The sequence below is a fragment of the Vulcanococcus limneticus LL genome (genome assembly GCF_943369875.1).
Taxonomy (GTDB): domain Bacteria; phylum Cyanobacteriota; class Cyanobacteriia; order PCC-6307; family Cyanobiaceae; genus Vulcanococcus; species Vulcanococcus limneticus_A.
This window is the reverse complement of the sequence record NZ_CALROT020000013.1, coordinates 47,722-62,878: the sequence shown is the minus strand read 5'-3', so window position 1 is coordinate 62,878 and position 15,157 is coordinate 47,722. Positions and strand designations below refer to the sequence as shown.

At 72.5% G+C, this 15,157-nt stretch carries 15 protein-coding genes; 4 read left to right on the top strand and 11 right to left on the bottom strand.

The genetic code is table 11. The annotated features are described in order from the left end of the window. The first annotated feature begins 201 nt into the window (after positions 1 to 201). Positions 202 to 726 (top strand): hypothetical protein, encoded by a 525-nt coding sequence (locus ACLV7J_RS13520; RefSeq protein WP_411869597.1) that lies wholly within the window; start codon positions 202 to 204, stop codon positions 724 to 726. Positions 727 to 747: 21 nt separating this feature from the next. Here the strand turns inward: ACLV7J_RS13520 and recG are convergent, their stop codons facing one another. From recG to ACLV7J_RS13470, 10 genes are all read right to left on the bottom strand, one after another. Continuing rightward, positions 748 to 3,306, bottom strand: coding sequence for an ATP-dependent DNA helicase RecG (gene recG / locus ACLV7J_RS13515; RefSeq protein WP_411869596.1), 2,559 nt, complete (start codon positions 3,304 to 3,306; stop codon positions 748 to 750). Next, a complete protein-coding gene (locus ACLV7J_RS13510) occupies positions 3,270 to 4,805 on the bottom strand; it encodes a hypothetical protein (RefSeq protein ID WP_411869595.1) in 1,536 nt (511 codons plus the stop codon). The genes recG and ACLV7J_RS13510 overlap by 37 nt, the downstream gene beginning before the upstream one ends. 2 nt (positions 4,806 to 4,807) lie before the next feature. After that, a complete protein-coding gene (gene tsf / locus ACLV7J_RS13505; RefSeq protein WP_411869594.1) occupies positions 4,808 to 5,467 on the bottom strand; it encodes a translation elongation factor Ts in 660 nt (219 codons plus the stop codon). Positions 5,468 to 5,619: 152 nt separating this feature from the next. Next, positions 5,620 to 6,342 carry a 30S ribosomal protein S2 gene (rpsB, locus tag ACLV7J_RS13500; RefSeq protein WP_411869593.1) on the bottom strand — a complete coding sequence of 241 codons (723 nt, stop codon included), beginning with the start codon at positions 6,340 to 6,342 and terminating at the stop codon, positions 5,620 to 5,622. 147 nt (positions 6,343 to 6,489) lie between these two features. Beyond that, on the bottom strand, positions 6,490 to 7,437 hold the full coding sequence (locus ACLV7J_RS13495) for a glycosyltransferase family 2 protein (protein WP_411869592.1): 948 nt from the start codon (positions 7,435 to 7,437) through the stop codon (positions 6,490 to 6,492). Between the two features lie 130 nt (positions 7,438 to 7,567). After that, complete coding sequence (locus ACLV7J_RS13490; protein WP_006171625.1) at positions 7,568 to 7,723, bottom strand: hypothetical protein; 156 nt, start codon at positions 7,721 to 7,723, stop codon at positions 7,568 to 7,570. A 32-nt stretch (positions 7,724 to 7,755) separates the two neighbouring features. After that, the gene (locus ACLV7J_RS13485) at positions 7,756 to 8,535 is read right to left on the bottom strand and encodes a DevA family ABC transporter ATP-binding protein (RefSeq protein WP_411869591.1); all 780 of its coding nucleotides are present in this window, start codon (positions 8,533 to 8,535) and stop codon (positions 7,756 to 7,758) included. Next, the gene (devC, locus tag ACLV7J_RS13480) at positions 8,535 to 9,722 is read right to left on the bottom strand and encodes an ABC transporter permease DevC (protein ID WP_411869590.1); all 1,188 of its coding nucleotides are present in this window, start codon (positions 9,720 to 9,722) and stop codon (positions 8,535 to 8,537) included. The genes ACLV7J_RS13485 and devC overlap by 1 nt, the downstream gene beginning before the upstream one ends. Next, positions 9,719 to 10,633, bottom strand: a complete 915-nt coding sequence (locus ACLV7J_RS13475; RefSeq protein ID WP_411869589.1) for an HlyD family efflux transporter periplasmic adaptor subunit — start codon at positions 10,631 to 10,633, stop codon at positions 9,719 to 9,721. Before ACLV7J_RS13475 ends, devC begins: the two co-directional genes overlap by 4 nt. Continuing rightward, complete coding sequence (locus tag ACLV7J_RS13470) at positions 10,630 to 11,373, bottom strand: phycocyanobilin:ferredoxin oxidoreductase (RefSeq protein WP_411869588.1); 744 nt, start codon at positions 11,371 to 11,373, stop codon at positions 10,630 to 10,632. The genes ACLV7J_RS13475 and ACLV7J_RS13470 overlap by 4 nt, the downstream gene beginning before the upstream one ends. A gap of 70 nt (positions 11,374 to 11,443) precedes the next feature. Here ACLV7J_RS13470 and ACLV7J_RS13465 point away from each other — a divergent pair, with 70 nt between their 5' ends. Further along, positions 11,444 to 12,823 (top strand): M16 family metallopeptidase, encoded by a 1,380-nt coding sequence (locus tag ACLV7J_RS13465; RefSeq protein ID WP_411869587.1) that lies wholly within the window; start codon positions 11,444 to 11,446, stop codon positions 12,821 to 12,823. After that, entirely contained in the window at positions 12,820 to 14,142 is a 1,323-nt protein-coding gene (locus ACLV7J_RS13460) for a M16 family metallopeptidase (RefSeq protein ID WP_411869586.1), read from the top strand. The genes ACLV7J_RS13465 and ACLV7J_RS13460 overlap by 4 nt, the downstream gene beginning before the upstream one ends. A 12-nt stretch (positions 14,143 to 14,154) precedes the next feature. Here ACLV7J_RS13460 and ACLV7J_RS13455 read toward each other — a convergent pair whose 3' ends face one another. Further along, the gene (locus ACLV7J_RS13455) at positions 14,155 to 14,511 is read right to left on the bottom strand and encodes an NAD(P)H dehydrogenase assembly family protein (protein WP_411869585.1); all 357 of its coding nucleotides are present in this window, start codon (positions 14,509 to 14,511) and stop codon (positions 14,155 to 14,157) included. 61 nt (positions 14,512 to 14,572) lie between these two features. Between ACLV7J_RS13455 and ACLV7J_RS13450 the strand changes: the two genes are divergently transcribed. Next, positions 14,573 to 15,148: a biotin transporter BioY gene (locus tag ACLV7J_RS13450; protein WP_411869584.1), complete on the top strand. Its 576-nt coding sequence runs from the start codon at positions 14,573 to 14,575 to the stop codon at positions 15,146 to 15,148. Positions 15,149 to 15,157: the final 9 nt, after the last annotated feature.

The following is a 15,157-nucleotide window of genomic DNA, read 5'->3' as shown; positions in this document are numbered from 1 at the left end:
GGTCACAAGCCGGAGCCGGCCTCGCTGTGTCAGGCGGGCATTGGGGTGGCTATGCATGGAGGCGTGAGGTCGGGGTTGGTGGGTCGCACCTCAACCCGTAGCGGCCTCACACCCCCTTGTCAGCTGAACAACCTGCTGAGACAGAACAGCTAGGGATCGGGCGACTCCGCCCAGAATGGGCCCATTGCCCCTCCAGCCCCCATGGCCCCCAGCAGCGATCCCGGCGCCGACCGCCAGCTCACCCTGCTGAAGATCGCCTGCAGCGTGGCCTGGGCCGATGGCGAGGTGTCGCCGGAGGAACGCAGCCTGCTGCTGAAGCTGGTGGCCCGCTATTTCCCGGCGGAGCCGGGCCAGGAGTCCCTGGAGTCCGCCGCCGAACAGCTCGCGGCCTGGGCCCAGGATTCCGCCCTGCTGGACGGGCTGATCGCCCGGCTCGAGGGCGAGGAAGACCGGCTGCTGGCCCTCAAGCTCGGCTACCTGATGGCCCGGGTCGGCCAGCGCCCCGGGGACACCTCGTCGATCAACAGTGAGGAGAAGGTTGCCTATCGCCGGCTGGTGGATGGTCTGGGCGTGACCGAGACGCAGATCCAGGAGGTGGAGTGGGCCGCTGAGCAGGAGCTGACCGCCCGCAAGGGGCCCTGGGGTGTGTTTGGTTTGCTGTTCGGCGACCTGGGCAACTGGCCCACCCGGGAGATGCTGGAGATCCCCGGGGTGCAGTGGCTCTGAGCCGCACCTTCCGCGGGGCACTCAGTTCAGCCGCGCCCCCTGGCTGAGCCGCTGGCGCTGATCCGCCAGCACCTGGGCCAGGGCCGGATGGCGGCGCAGCTCGGGATCCGTGGCCATCAGCTCCTGGGCCACGCGGCGGGCCTGCTCCAGCACCTCGCCGTCGTCGGTGAGGCTCGCGAGGGCCAGATCCGGCAGGCCGCTCTGGCGGGTGCCCAGCACCGCCCCCGGCCCCCGCAGCCGCAGGTCCATCTCGGCGATCTCGAAGCCGTCGGTGGAGTGCACCAGCACCTCCAGCCGCTGGCGGGCCAGGGCGTTGCGGCTGTCGTTGATCAGCAGGCAGTGGCTGGCGGCGGCCCCCCGGCCCACCCGGCCCCGCAGCTGGTGCAGCTGGGCCAGGCCGAAGCGATCGGCGTGCTCGATCACCATCACGCTCGCCTCCGGCACGTCCACGCCCACCTCCACCACCGTGGTGCTCACCAGCACGTGGCTCTCGCCCCGGGCGAAGGCGCCGATGGCGGCCTGCTTGTCGGCGCTGGCCATGCGGCCGTGCAGCAGGCCCACCGAGAGCTCGGGGAACACCTCCTCGCTCAGCTGGCGGTGCACCTCCACCGCCGAGCGCAGATCCAGTTTCTCCGACTCCTCCACCAGGGGCAGCACCACGTAGGCCCGCTGGCCGGCGGCCACCTCCTCGCGGATCAGGCCGTAGGCCTCGTGCCGCTCGCCCGCCTTGAGCATCGCCGTGCGGATCGGCGTACGCCCGGGCGGCAGCTCGTCGATCTGGCTCACCTCCAGGTCGCCGTGCAGCGACAGGGCCAGGGTGCGCGGGATCGGCGTGGCCGTCATCGTCAGCAGGTGGGGTTGCAGGCCCTTGTCCAGCAGCCGGTTGCGCTGGGCCACGCCGAAGCGGTGCTGCTCGTCCACCACCACCAGGCCCAGGCGCGCGAACTGCACCGGGTCCTCCAGCAGGGCGTGGGTGCCCACCAGCAGCTGCAGGTTGCCGTTGGCCAGATCCGCCAGCAGCTCCCGCCGGCGCCGGGCCGGGGTGGAGCCCGTGAGCAGGGCGCAGCTCACATGCAGCTGCGGCAGCCACGCACAGAGCTTCTGGTAGTGCTGCTCCGCCAGCACCTCGGTGGGGGCCATCAGGGCCCCCTGGCAGCCGGCATCGATGGCGGTGAGCAGGGCGGCGATGGCCACCACGGTCTTGCCGCTGCCCACATCGCCCTGCACGAGCCGGGCCATGGGCTGCTCCTGGACCAGATCGGCGCGGATCTCCGCCAGCACCCGCCGCTGGGCGCCGGTGAGGGGGAAGGGCAACAGCTCCAGGAAGGCCTGCACCAGGCTGCGGCCGCCAGCCGCGCTACCCAGCGCCGGAGCGGCTGGGGCCAGGGCGGGGGCGGGCCGGCTGGTGAGCTCACGGCGGCGCAGCAGCAGTCCCAGCTGCAGCAGCAGAAACTCGTCGAACACCAGCCGGCGGCGCGCGGCGCTGAGGCTCTCCTGGTTGGCCGGCTGGTGGATCTGGGTGAGGGCGGTGGGCAGCTCCACCAGCCCCTGCTGCTCCAGCAGCGCTGCCGGCAGCGGATCGCCCCAGGCAGCGGCCGCCGCCAGCACGGGCTGGATCGCCGCCCGCACCCGCTCGGCCGTGAGCCCCTCGGTGAGCCCGTACACCGGCAGCAGCCGGCCGATCTGCTGGCTCTGCAGCGGCGCGTTGGGGCTCTCCAGCACCTCCATCAGCGGGTCCTGGAACACCGGGCCGTAGGGCGTTTCCTTCACCAGGCCGCTCACCGCCACGGTGGCCCCCAGCGGGTACTGGCGCTGCTGGGCCTTGAGCCAGCCGGGGGAGGAGAAGCGCTTGCCCGCGAAGAACTTCGACACCCGCAGCCGCCCGGTGATGTCCTGCAGCTGCAGCTCCAGGATCGAGAGGTTGGGGTTGCGGGGGCTGGTGAAGCTGTTGGTGCGTCGCACCGTGGCCACGATCGTGGCGGTGCGCCCCGGCTCCAGGGACGCGATGCGCACCAGGTTGGCGTAGTCGAGGTAGTCGCGCGGGTAGTAGCGCAGCAGATCGCGGGCCACGAACAGGCCCAGGGCCGCCAGCTTCTGGGCGGTCCTCGGCCCGACGCCGCGGATCTCCGCCAGGGGCGTGTCCGGGTGCAGGGCTGGGGTGGCTCCGGGGCGCCGCGGATCGCCGCCGGGCTGCTCCGATGCCGCACCCGGGTCCGCCGCCAGCCGCAGCCGCGGGGGCGCCACGGGGGTGGGGGGCTCCAGGGCCCGCTGCAGCTCGTGCAGGGCCTGGCGGGTGCGCCGCACCAGCCCCTGGCGGCGGGCCAGGCTGAGGTCGCCGTAGCTGGCGTAGGCAGCGGCCAGCTCCTGCAGCAGCTGGCGCTGCGGTGGGTTCAGGCCGGCCGGAGGCACCTGGCACTGGCGGGCCAGGAAGGCGCTGAAGCGCTCGCGACGGCCCATCAGGTCGTCGAAGCCGCGCTCGGCCTCCAGCTGCAGGGCCTGCTGCAGCGGCCGGAACCAGGCCTGGCCCGCCGCAGCGGGCCCGCCTAGGGGTTCGGCGTCGGGACGCTGTCCTGCAACCACTGCTGCTCCGCCTGGAGGGCCAGCGCCCGCTGCTGCCAGTAGCGGTGCCGCTGGGCCATTGTGCGCAATTCGCGGCGCCGCTGCTCCAGCCGGCGCCGGCAGCTGCGCAGCCTGGGCTGCTCGAACTCCAGATCGCCGGCCCGGAGCAGCACCGCCAGCACCTGGGGCGATGCCCCCTGCGGACCGTGGCCGTCCGGGAAGGGCAGCGGCAGGCGCAGCAGGTTGGCGGGGGCGGACTGGGCCTCCACCTGCCCGGCCAGCACCGCATCCAGCAGGTTGGGCGGCAGCAGGCTGCGGCTCAGCCGCAGCCGCATCAGCTCCAGGTTGAGGGCGTGGGAGAGGTTGCGCAGTCGCCGCTCCAGGGCCCGATCCAGCTGGTGCCACCAGCGCAGCAGCGCCGCCGGATCCCGCGGCAGCAGGCCGTCGCGGCCGTCGTTCGCCCCCGCAGCGGACGACGGTTCCGGCCTGGCGCCTGCGTCCGCCTCCAGCTCGAGACCCTCGTCGTCTGCTTCGGAGCCCTCCGGCTCCCCAGCGTCCTCCCGTTGGTCCGCCCGTGCCGCGTCGGCCTCGGTCGCGCTGGGGGCTGCGGGAACGGCCGGCTCGCCAGGCGGGCGCAGGCCGGCGCTGAGCGGCTGGCCCAGGCCTTCGGCCGCCATGGCGAACAGGGCCTCGAACACCGCCTGGCGCTGCGCCTCCTGCTCCCCGGACTCTTTGGGGCTGGGGGAGCGCGTCGGTCGCCGGTGCGGCTGCACTGGCGCCTCGGAGGCGGCCTCAGGGGGGATCCCAGGCACCGCGTCAGTCGAGGCCGCCGGCGTGTCCGACGCCGCGGCCTCCGGCAGCTCCTGCTCAGAAGTCTCCTCAGGAGCCTCCTCCTCGTCGGTCACCGGCTCGCCTGCCGCGTCCAGGGCTGGCGGTGCGGCGACACGCTCCGTCAGGGCCAGCAGATCGGCCAGGCCCGGCATGCCCTGCACGAACAGGTCCGCCGAGAGGGGCAGATCCAGCCCCAGGCTCACGGACCCCTGCGGCAGCCCGGCTGCCTCGTCGTCGTCGTTGTTGTCTCTGTCGTTCTCGTCGTTGTCCTCGCCGTCGCCGTCGGATCCAGCGTCGGGTTCATCGGATTCGCCGGCATCGGCGGCCAGGGCCTCCAGCAGACGGCGCTGTTCGGTGCGCTCGCGGCGCTGCCGTTGCCGCTCCAGCTGGCCGGCCAGGCTCAGCAGCTGCTCCACCGTGAGCAGGCAGCCGCAGCGCTGGCTCAGCTCCCGCAGCCGCTCCTGCAGCCCCCGCCGCTGCTCGCCGTCCAGGCGGGCATAGCGCTCCGGGTGGATCTGGGTGGCCAGATGAAAACAGGCCTGCTGCACAGCCGGCAGCAGGCCTTCACGCAGCACCTGGAGGTAGAGGGCCAGGTCGCGGTACAGATCCGGCGCCAGCTGCTCCTGCTGGTGCTGCAGCAGTTGCAACTGGCGCTGGGCCTCCGCCAGGGGCCGGGCGTTGGGGTGCAAGGTCAGGCAGCCTTGCCCATGGCGGCCACTTCGGCGGCGAAGTCGGCCTTCTCCACCTCGATGCCCTCACCCAGGTTGAAGCGGGTGAAGCGACGCACCTGGATGTTCTCGCCCACCTTGCCGGCCACCTGCTTCACGATCTCGCCGACGGTGAAGCTGCTGTCCTTGATGAAGGGCTGATCCAGCAGGGCCAGCTCCTTGAGGCGCTTGCCGATGCGGCCCTCAACGATCTTGACCTTCATCTCCTCCTTCTTGCCGGCCAGGTCGTCACGACCCATCTCGATCGCCTTCTCGCGCTCGGCCACCTCGGAGGGGATCTCCTCGGTGGTCACGTATTCCACGCCGGGGCAGGCGGCGATCTGCATCGCCACGTTGCGCAGCAGCTCCTGGAACACATCGCCGCGGGCGACGAAGTCGGTCTCGCAGTTCACCTCCACGAGAACGCCCACGCGGGCGCCGGTGTGGATGTAGCTGCCGATGGCGCCTTCGGCGGCGGTGCGGCCTGACTTCTTCTCGGCGGTGGCGATGCCCTTCTGGCGCAGCCACTCGGTGGCCTTGGCGGCGTCACCGTTGTTCTCGGTGAGGGCCTTCTTGCAGTCCATCATGCCTGCGCCGGTCTTGTCGCGCAGTTCCTTGACGAGCTTGGCGGAGATCTCAGCCATGGGAGGAATGGGGGAGGGGGTATGGGTTGGGTCGTGGAGCCGCCGCGGACCGGGGTGCCGCCAGCGGTTTCAAACAGAGATGGAGCTCCCACCAGGGAGCTCCAGGGAAGGCGCGGGAGGGGGACGCCGGTGCGACCAGCACCGGAGAGGGATCAGCCCTCTTCGTCCTCGTAGCCGCCGCGCTGGTCGTTGGCGCCGTGGCGACCCTCATTGATGGCATCGGCCAGGCGACCCAGCACCAGCTGCACCGAGCGCACGGCGTCGTCGTTGCAGGGGATGGGCACGTCGCAGAGGTCGGGATCGCAGTTGGTGTCGAGCATCGACACCAGGGGAATATCGAGCTTGCGGGCCTCGAGCACGGCGTTGGTCTCGCGGCGCTGGTCCACCAGCACCACCACGTCGGGCAGGCGGCGCATGTTCTTCAGGCCACCCAGGTACTTCTGCAGGCGCTCCAGTTCGCGGCGCAGCACGGCACCTTCCTTCTTGGGACGCATGGCGATGGCGCCGGAGGCCTCCATGCGCTCCAGGTCCTTGAGGCGGTCGATGCGGGCGCGCATCGTGGTCCAGTTGGTGAGCATGCCGCCCAGCCAGCGCTGGTTCACGTAGGCGGCGCCGCAGCGGGTCGCCTCCTGGGCGATCACCTCGGAGGCCTGCTTCTTGGTGCCCACGAACAGGAAGCGCTTGCCGCTGCGGGCGGCACTGCGGGTCCACTTGTAGGCGTTGTTCATGCAGACGGCGGTCTGCACGAGGTCAATGATGTGAACACCGTTGCGCGCGCAATAGATGTAGCGCGACATCTTCGGGTTCCAGCGGCGGGTTTGGTGCCCGAAGTGGGCACCCGCCTCCATCATTTCGGCGAGGGTAACGACAGCCATTTCAGTGGGGGGTTTCGGGTTCGCCTCCACCTGCCTAGGGATCCGGGAAGCCACCGGCCCGGAACGGGGCTGGGGCTGGTCTCAGATCACCCGAAACACGCAGGTGTGCGGAGTGAAGTTGGACCCCGGCACCCTATCAAATGGCCGTCAGGCCAGGCCTTCGGCCCGGGCTTCGGCGAACAGGGCCCGCACGCCGATGCGGTTCAGCGGCAGCCGCAGCAGCTCCATCGCCAGCCCCGGCTTGCCGTGGCGGATCAGCCAGGCCAGCAGCGGCCGCAGGCTGCGCTCGTTGAGCAGTCCCCCCAGCGTCAGCAGTTCCCAGAGCAGCCGGTGCAGCACGGTGAACTGGATGATGAAGCGCACCCGCCGGGTGGGGTGCTTGCGGTAGAAGACCAGCCCCATTTTCGCCCGCTCCCGCTCCACCTGGATCAGGCGTGGGATCTGCTCCAGGCTCAGGGCCGGGTGCCAGTGGTAGCCCACGGCCTCGGGGCAGCGCACCAGCACCACCCCCAGGCGGCGCAGCCGCTCGCCCAGCTCCAGGTCCTCCCAGCCGTAGAGGCGGAAGCGGGTGTCGAACAGGCCGCTGGTTTCCAGCACCTGGCGGTCGATCGCCACGTTGCCGGTGGCGAAGTAGGCCCAGGACAGGTCCCGCAGCTTGTGGGGCTCGCTGCTGGGGTTCTCGAAGTTGGCGGTGTTGATCACCGCGCCGTAGGTGAAGCAGAGCCGGTTGCCGCTGCGCCGCCAGTGGGCGGCCAGGGCCTCGGCGTGGGCCGCCAGGAAGCCCTCGGTCACCACCAGGTCGCTGTCGATGAAGACGATCACATCGCCGCGGGCCTGCTCCACGCCGCGGTTGCGGCCCTCGGCCGGGCCGCCGTGGTCCTGCTGGATCAGGCGCACGTGGGGGAACTGTTCCGCCTCGCGCTGCAGCCAGGTCACGGTGTCGTCGGTGGAGCCGTCGTCCACCAGCACCACCTCATAGCCCTCGATCGCCTCGCCCTCCAGGCGGGCCTTCAGCTGCTGCCGCTCCAGGGCCCGCAGGCACTTCTCGAGGATCGGCCGGCGGTTGTAGGTGGGGATGACGACGCTGAAGAACATGGCCCGGGCCCTTGAGGTGTGAACGGGTCAACGTGAATGGGTCAAAAAAAGGGGATCCCGCAGGATCCCCGAGCCAGCTCCGCAATCGGCAGGTGCGCGCGATGGGAAATGGTTCAGTCGGCGCTGCCGATCAATCAGCGGCGCCGCCGTTGTTGGCGGTTCCAGTCACACCGTTGCCGGCACCTTCACCACGGCCGTCGTTGCGGAGCTTGCGCTTCTTGAACTTGCGGGCGTAGGCGCGGTTGCGCTCCTGTTTTTCCTTCTTGAGGTTGCGGCGCTTGGCCATGGCGGCGTGGATCGAGTGGAAGAACCTCCACCCTACTGAACCGGCACATCCGCCAGGTGCTCCCGGCCCCACAGCCGCTGGCCCGAGCCCGGTTCCACCAGGCGGCCGTCCTCCATGCGCAGCACCCGATCGGCCAGGTCGAGGATGCGGGGGTCGTGGGTCACCATCAGCACGGCACAGCCCTGTTCCCGGGCCAGCTGCTGCAGCAGTTCCACCACCTCGCGGCCGGTGCGGCTGTCGAGGGCGGCGGTGGGTTCGTCGGCCAGCAGCAGCCGCGGTTGGGCCGCCAGGGCCCGGGCGATCGCCACCCGCTGCTTCTGGCCGCCGGAGAGGTCGTGGGGCAGCTTGTGCAGCTCATCGCCCAGGCCCACCGCCCGCAGCCACTCCCGCGCCTGATCGCGGCGGGCCCGGTAGCTGAAGCCCGGCAGCAGGTCGGCGCCCATCTGCACGTTCTGCTCGGCGCTGAGGCAACGCAGCAGGTTGTGGCCCTGGAAGATCATGCCGATCGAGCGGCGCAGCTGCTGGCGGGTCCGCCGTCCGGATCCGTTCAGCTCCTGGCCGAGCACCTGCACCTGCCCCTGCTGCACCGAGCGCAGGGCCCCCACCAGGGAGAGCAGGGTGGTCTTGCCGCAGCCCGAGGGGCCCGTGAGCAGCACCACCTCACCGGCGGCCACGCGGAAGTCCAGCCCATCGATCACCTGGCGGCGCATGCTGCCGTGGCCGTACCAGTGGCTGAGGCCCTCCACCGCGATGGCGATCGGGGCGCCGCTGGCCGGCGCCTGGGGGTCGAGGCTGAGCAGGCTGTCGGCCATCAGAAGATCTCCGCCGGATCGGCATCGCCCAACCGGCGCATCGCCAGGGCCGCCGAGCCCATGCACATGATCAGGATGAGGCTGAACACCAGGGTGGCCCGGTTGGCATCCATCGCCACGGGCAGGTTGGTGGCGTTGCGCACCACCAGATAGAGGCCCTGGCCGGCGGCGAAGGCGGGGATGTAGCCGAGGATCGCCAGCAGCAGGCCCTCCCGCGCCACCACGCCCAGCAGGTGGGTGAGCCGGTAGCCCATGGCCATCAGGGTGGCGTATTCGGGCAGGTGATCGCTCACGTCCGAATAGAGGATCTGGTACACGATCACGCAGCCCACCACGAAGCCCATGCCGGCCCCGAGGGTGAAGATGAAGCCGATCGAGGTGCTGGTGCGCCAGTAGTCCTGCTCGAAGGCGATGAAGCCGGCCTTGGTCAGCACCCGCACGTCGGCGGGCAGCTCCCGGGCCAGGCGGGCCTGAACCGCTGCGATGTCGGCCCCGGGCCGCAGCCGCACCAGGCCCACCTCGATGCTGCCGGGGGGCGTGTTGGGCAAGAGTTGCAGGAAGGTCTCGCTGCTGGTGAGCAGGTTGCCGTCGGCGCCGAAGGAGGTGCCGAGGCTCACCAGTCCGCCGACGCGGATGCGCTTGCCGGAGATCTCGCTCTCCACCGTGCGGCCCTGCTTGAACCATTGGGCCACCGGGCCGAACTCCGGCCGGGAGAGCTCATCGAACAGCACCCGGCCCCGCTCGCTCAGCACCCGCGCCTTGGCGGCCAGGCCGGGGTCGGTGAACAGGGGATCGGTGGGCTCAAACCCGAGGGTGAGGATCGAGCGGGTGGCCCGGGTCTGGGGGTTGCGCCAGAGCAGCAGGGTCCAGTGCACGGGGGTCACCCCCGTCACCTCCGGGTCGGCCAGGGCCTGCACCAGGCGCCGGCGCGGGAAGCCGGCCATGCTCACCGAGCTGCTGGAGCGGGGGCTGATCAGCACCAGATCGGCGTCGAACAGCCGGTGAATGGTCACGCTGGCGTCGAACAGTCCGTCGCGGAAGCCGAACTGCATGAACATCAGGATCCCGGCGAAGCTGATGCCCGCCAGGGCCACCGCCAGGCGCACCGGCTGGCGGGTCAGCAGCAGCCAGGAGAGGGGAATGCGCCGGGATCCCCACCAGGCCCCCAGCCAGGCCAGGGGATTCACGGCTGGAAGCGGGCGATGATCTTCAGCCCCGCCAGCCGCGCCACCCGCTCGGCATCGGCGGGATCGATCGCCAGCCGCACCTCCACCACCCGGGCATCGGCGTCGCCGGTGGGGTCGGTGGAGAGCACCTGGCGCTGGCGCACCTGGGGCGTGATCCGGATCACCCGGGCCCGCAGGCTGCCGCTGAAGCCGCCGTTTTCGCTGGTGAGGGTCACCGCCTGGCCGGGGCGCACCCGGCCGATGTCGCTCTCGTACACCTCGGCCACCGCCTCCATGGCGGTGCCGGCGCCCAGCTCCAGGATGCCGTCGTTGCCGGGGCGCTCGCCGGTGCGGGCCCGCAGCCGCAGCACGGTGCCGTCGATCGGGGCCCGCAGCTCGCTCTGGATCAGGTCGGTCTCCACCTTGGCCAGGGAGGCGCGGGCCTCATCCCGCTGGCCGCGCAGTTCCAGCAGCTTGATCTCGCGGTTCTCCAGGTCGCCGGCGGCGGTGGCGCCGCGGCTGGCCAGCTGGCGGTAGCGGGCGGTGTCGCGCTCCAGCAGCACCAGCTGGCGCTCCAGGCTGGCGATGCGGGTCAGCAGCAGCCGGCGATCGGCCAGCAGGCCGGGGCGATTGTCGAAGCTGGCCAGCACCTGGCCCTGGCTGACGCGGTCGCCCTCCTGCACCAGCAGCGTGCTGATGCGGGGGCTGCCGCCCGGGCCACTGATCGGCGCCGCCAGCTTGCGCACGTCCCCGGCCGGCTCGAGCCGGCCTAGGGCGGACACCGCCTCGATGCGGGCCAGCGGGGCCTTGGCCACCGCGGGCGCCGGCTTGCTGGCCGGCCGGCTGCGCAGCAGCACAACGCCGGTGAGTAGCGCCAGCACGGCGACGCCGCCGATCAGCAGCGGCCTGGGCCAGCCCTGGTCACCCGTCATGGGGCGAAGGAGGCCAGGGGCGCCGGGTCGTCGAAGAGCAGCTCCTCGATGTACCGGTCCGCCCACTGGGGGTTGAACGCCTTCTCCAGCACGCGGCGGGTCTTGTCGTTGCGTTTCTGTTGCTGGCAATAGGAGAGCTGGCCCTGGTGGCGCTCAACGCTAGAGGGATGCCCCACAGGTTGCGGTTCGCAACGACGGCTCGCTTCCGCCAGCACCTTGAGGTAGTCGGCCACCAGATCCACGAACTGCTGCTCCTCCGCCGCATCGGCCGGGCGGATGAAGCGCACGTAGGGGGAGAAGATCGTGCCCCAGGCCGGCAACTCCCGCTCCTGGCTGAAGGAGCGCGGCGGCAGGGCCCCCAGCGCCGTCACGACCGCCTCCGGCAGGCTGCCGGTCACCGGCGAGAGGTCCACGATCGCGGCGGACACCACGCCGCGGCCGGCCACGATGTCGGCCCCGAACACCGGCAGGTCGTAGCGGGGATCGGGGAAGAACACGCAGTGCAGGATCTGCAGGCCGGCGCCGAGCCGGGCGGTTTCCAGGTGCAGCTTGCGCAGGCCCCGGCTGCGGCGCAGCTCGTTGCGGATGTAGAGGTCCTCGCCGTCGAGGCTGCCGCTGATCGCCTCCAGGGCCGGATCCACCGCCAGGGGCTCCAGCTCCGGCAGCTCCGCCCAGCACAGGCGGATCCGCTCGGCCAGGGCGTCCACCAGCGGGTGCACCCCCAATGCGGAAGACGTCATGGCGCGGGCAGCGGCAACACTGCCGCGATCCTGCCAGCAGAATGCGGTCTCTCACCCGGTCCCACCGGCTTTGCCCCCAGCCCCCACGGCCCCGGCCCCCGGCCCCCAGGCCCAGCCTCCAGGCCCCGCGGCCACCGCTGACGGCCCCACACCACCGGCCCGGAGCGGCCCCGGCGGCATCGCCAACGGCCTGCCGGACCCCCAGCGCGAGCGGCTGACCAACGGGGTGGAGCTGGTGGCCCTGGATCTGCCCGAGGCGCCGGTGGTGTGCCTGGATTTCTGGTGCCGGGCCGGCAGTGCCCAGGAGGCTGAGGCGGAATCGGGCCTGGCCCACTTCCTCGAGCACATGGTGTTCAAGGGCAGCGAGCACCTGGCGGCCGGCGAATTCGACCTGCAGGTGGAGGCCCTCGGCGGCACCAGCAACGCCGCCACCGGCTTCGACGACGTCCACTACCACGTGCTGATCCCCCCGGCGGCGGCGGGCGAGGCCCTGGACCTGCTGCTGGATCTGGTGCTGCACCCCCGTCTCGACGCCGGCGACTTCGCCATGGAGCGCCAGGTGGTGCTCGAGGAGCTGGCCCAGAGCGAGGACCAGCCGGAGGAAGTGGCTTTCCAGGAGCTGCTGCGCCGCGCCTGCCCCGACCACCCCTACGGCCGGCCGATCCTGGGGCGCCGCGAGGCCCTGGAGGGCCATGACCCCGCCGCCATGGCCGCCTTCCAGCGGCGCCACTACCGCTCCGATCGCGTCTGCCTGGCCCTGGCCGGTCCCCTGGGGGATGCCGCCGGGCAACGGCTGCTGGAGGGGGTGCGCCACTCCGCCCTGGCCGGCCTGCAGCCCGCGGTGGCGCTCGGGTCCGAGGCGCCCGCGGACGGACCCGAGCCCCTGCGCCTGCAACCCGGCGAACACACCCTGGAGCTGCCGCGGCTGGAGGCGGCCCGGCTGCTGATGGCCTGGCAGCTGGCCCCCGCCCACGACCAGGAGGCCGTGGTGGGCGCCGACCTGCTCACGACCCTGCTGGCCGAGGGACGCCGCAGCCGGCTGGTGGAGCGTCTGCGGGAACAGCGCCGGCTGGTAGAGAGCGTGGACCTGGACCTGAACGTGCTGGAGGCCGGCAGCCTGGTGCTGCTGGAAGCCGTGGCCGACCCCGAGCACCTGGACGCGGTGCAGCGGGAGGTGGAGCTGGTGTGGCAGGAGCTGGCGGAGGCACCCCCGTCCGAGGCGGAGCTGGAGCGGGCCCAGCGGCTGGTGGGCAACGGCTACCGCTTCGGACTGGAGGCCGCCGGTTCGGTGGCCGGGCTGCTGGGCAACAACAGCGTCTGGGGCCGGCGCCAGGGGCTGGCGGCGCCGCTGGAGCTCATGCGGCGCTGGAGCGCCGAGCGGCTCTGGCGGGAGCTGGTGCCGCAGCTCGATCCCCGCCACGCCTTCACCCTGCGGGCCCTGCCGGCATGACCAGCACCCGTCCCAGCCCCGCGCGCCCCGATCCCGCCATGGAGGCCCCCGGCCTGCGCCACTTTGACCTGCCCGGCGGCCTGCCGGTGTGGGTGATCGAGCGCGGCGGCCCGGCGATCCTCTCGGCCAAGCTCTGGATCCGCGGCGGCAGCAGCGCCGACCCCGCCGGCGAGCGCGGCGTGCACCAGCTGCTGGCCGGCGTGCTCAGCCGCGGCTGCGGGCCCTGGAGCGGCGAGGCCCTGGCGGACCTGGTGGAGGGCCGCGGTGCCGGCCTGCGCTGCGAGGCCGCCGAGGACGGCCTGCTGGTGAGCCTCAAGTGCGCCTCGGCGGACGCCCCGGCCCTGCTGCCGCTGCTGCTGAGCCTGGTGCAGCAGCCCTGGCTGGTGCCGGATCAGATCGACCTGGAGCGCCAGCTCAACCTGCAGACCCTGCAGCGCCAGCAGGAGGATCCCTTCCAGGTGGCCCACGACGGCCTGCGGGAGCTGCTCTACGGCACGGGGCCCTACGGCCACGACCCCCTGGGGGTGGAGGCGGAGCTGGAGAGCCTCGGCCGTGAGGCGCTGCAGCGGCAGGCGGGCGCCCTGGGCCAGGCCGGGGCCGTGCTGGTGCTGGCCGGCCAGGCGCCCGCGGATCTGGAGCCGTTGCTGCTGCAGGGGCAGGGCGAAGGACCCTGGGCGGTGCAGGCCCCGGCGCGGCGGCCCGGGCCCGCGGGCCACAGCGGCGGCCGTCTGGCCCCGGCGATCGACGAGACCGAGCAGCTGGTGCTGATGCTCGGAGCCACCACCACGGCCCTGGGCGAACCCCAGGCCCTGGCCCTGCGGCTGCTGCACTGCCACCTGGGCATCGGCATGTCCAGCCGCCTGTTCGTGGCCCTGCGCGAGGAGCACGGCCTCGCCTACGACGTGGGCGTGCACCATCCGGCCCGGCTGGGGGCGGCCCCGTTCGTGTTCCACCTCTCCAGTTCGGCGGAGCGGGCCGAGCTGGCCACCCGCGAGCTGCTCAACGAGTGGCAGCGGCTGCTGGAGCAGCCGCTGAGCGCGGCGGAGCTGGCCCTGGCCAAGGCCAAGTTCCGCGGCCAGGAGGCCCTGGGCCGCCAGACCTGCAGCCAGGTGGCCGACCGCCACGCCCTGGTGCTGGGCCACGGCCTCCCCTTCGACTTCGCCGACCGGTCGCTGGCCGCCGCCGAGGCACTCACCGCCGCCGATCTGCAGGCGGCGGCGCGGCAGCTCCTAACGCGGCCCTGCCTCAGCCTCTGCGGTCCCCAGCAGGCCCTGGCGGAGGCGGAGCGGGCCTGGAGCCGCCATCCCCTGGCGGCCTGAGGGCGGGCGGCCTCAGCGGGCCACCACCTCCAGCTGGCTGCGCTCCAGCAGGAACGTGCCGCGCCGGAAGCGCACCGCCAGCTGCTCCAGGGCCCGCAGACCCACCACCTGGCCCAGCTCCTCCGCATCCACCAGATCGGGCGGCCGCAGCATCGGCATCGGGTCGGCGGTCTTGAGGTAGGTGGGGGCCGCGACCAGCCGCACGGTCGCCCCCACCTCCAGGGCCATCTCCGGGGCGCCACCCACGGCCTCCGGGGCCTGCGCTGCCGCTGCGCCGGCCGCTAGGGAGACCTGGTCTGCGGCAGCCGGGGGCTGGGCCACGGGCTCGGCGGCGGGCGTGGGCTCCGGCTCGGGGGCGGTGCCGTCCATGGGATCCGGGGTTGCAGCTGACCCACTCTCCTGCAGGATGGGCCCAGCCTTCGGCCCCCCTTTGCGCGCGCTTGCCAACTGGACTGGTGCCGTCGCCGGCCTGCTGCTGATCCTCACGGGCGGACTGATCCAGGCGGCCCTGCCCGTGCCGGGCGCGGCCGGAGTCCAGCTCGTGAGCCTGCCGATCACCTTGCAGGTGCCCGCCCTGCTGCTCACGGCCCTGGTCTGCGGCCCGCGGCCGGCCCTGCTGGCGGGGGTGGCCTACATCAGCCTGGGCCTGTTCCAGCTGCCCGTGTTCCACACCGGCGGCGGCCTGGCCTATCTGCTGGATCCCGGTTTCGGCTACCTGGCGGGCTTCCTGCCGGCGGCCTGGGTCACGGGCCGCCTGGCCAGGCAGCAGGGCATGGACAACGTGCTGAGCCTGGCGATGGCGGCGCTGGTGGGTCTGGCGGTGCTGCAGCTCTGCGGCCTCGCCAACCTGCTGCTCGGCGGCCTGGCGGGCCGCTGGGGCGGCGGCCTGCCCCAGCTGCTGTTGAGCTACAGCGTGGGCCCCTTGCTGCCCCAGGTGCTGCTCTGCTGCGCGGTGGCGGTGCTGGCCCGGGGCCTGCGGCGCCTGCTGCTGATCGAGGCCCCATGAGGCAGCCCC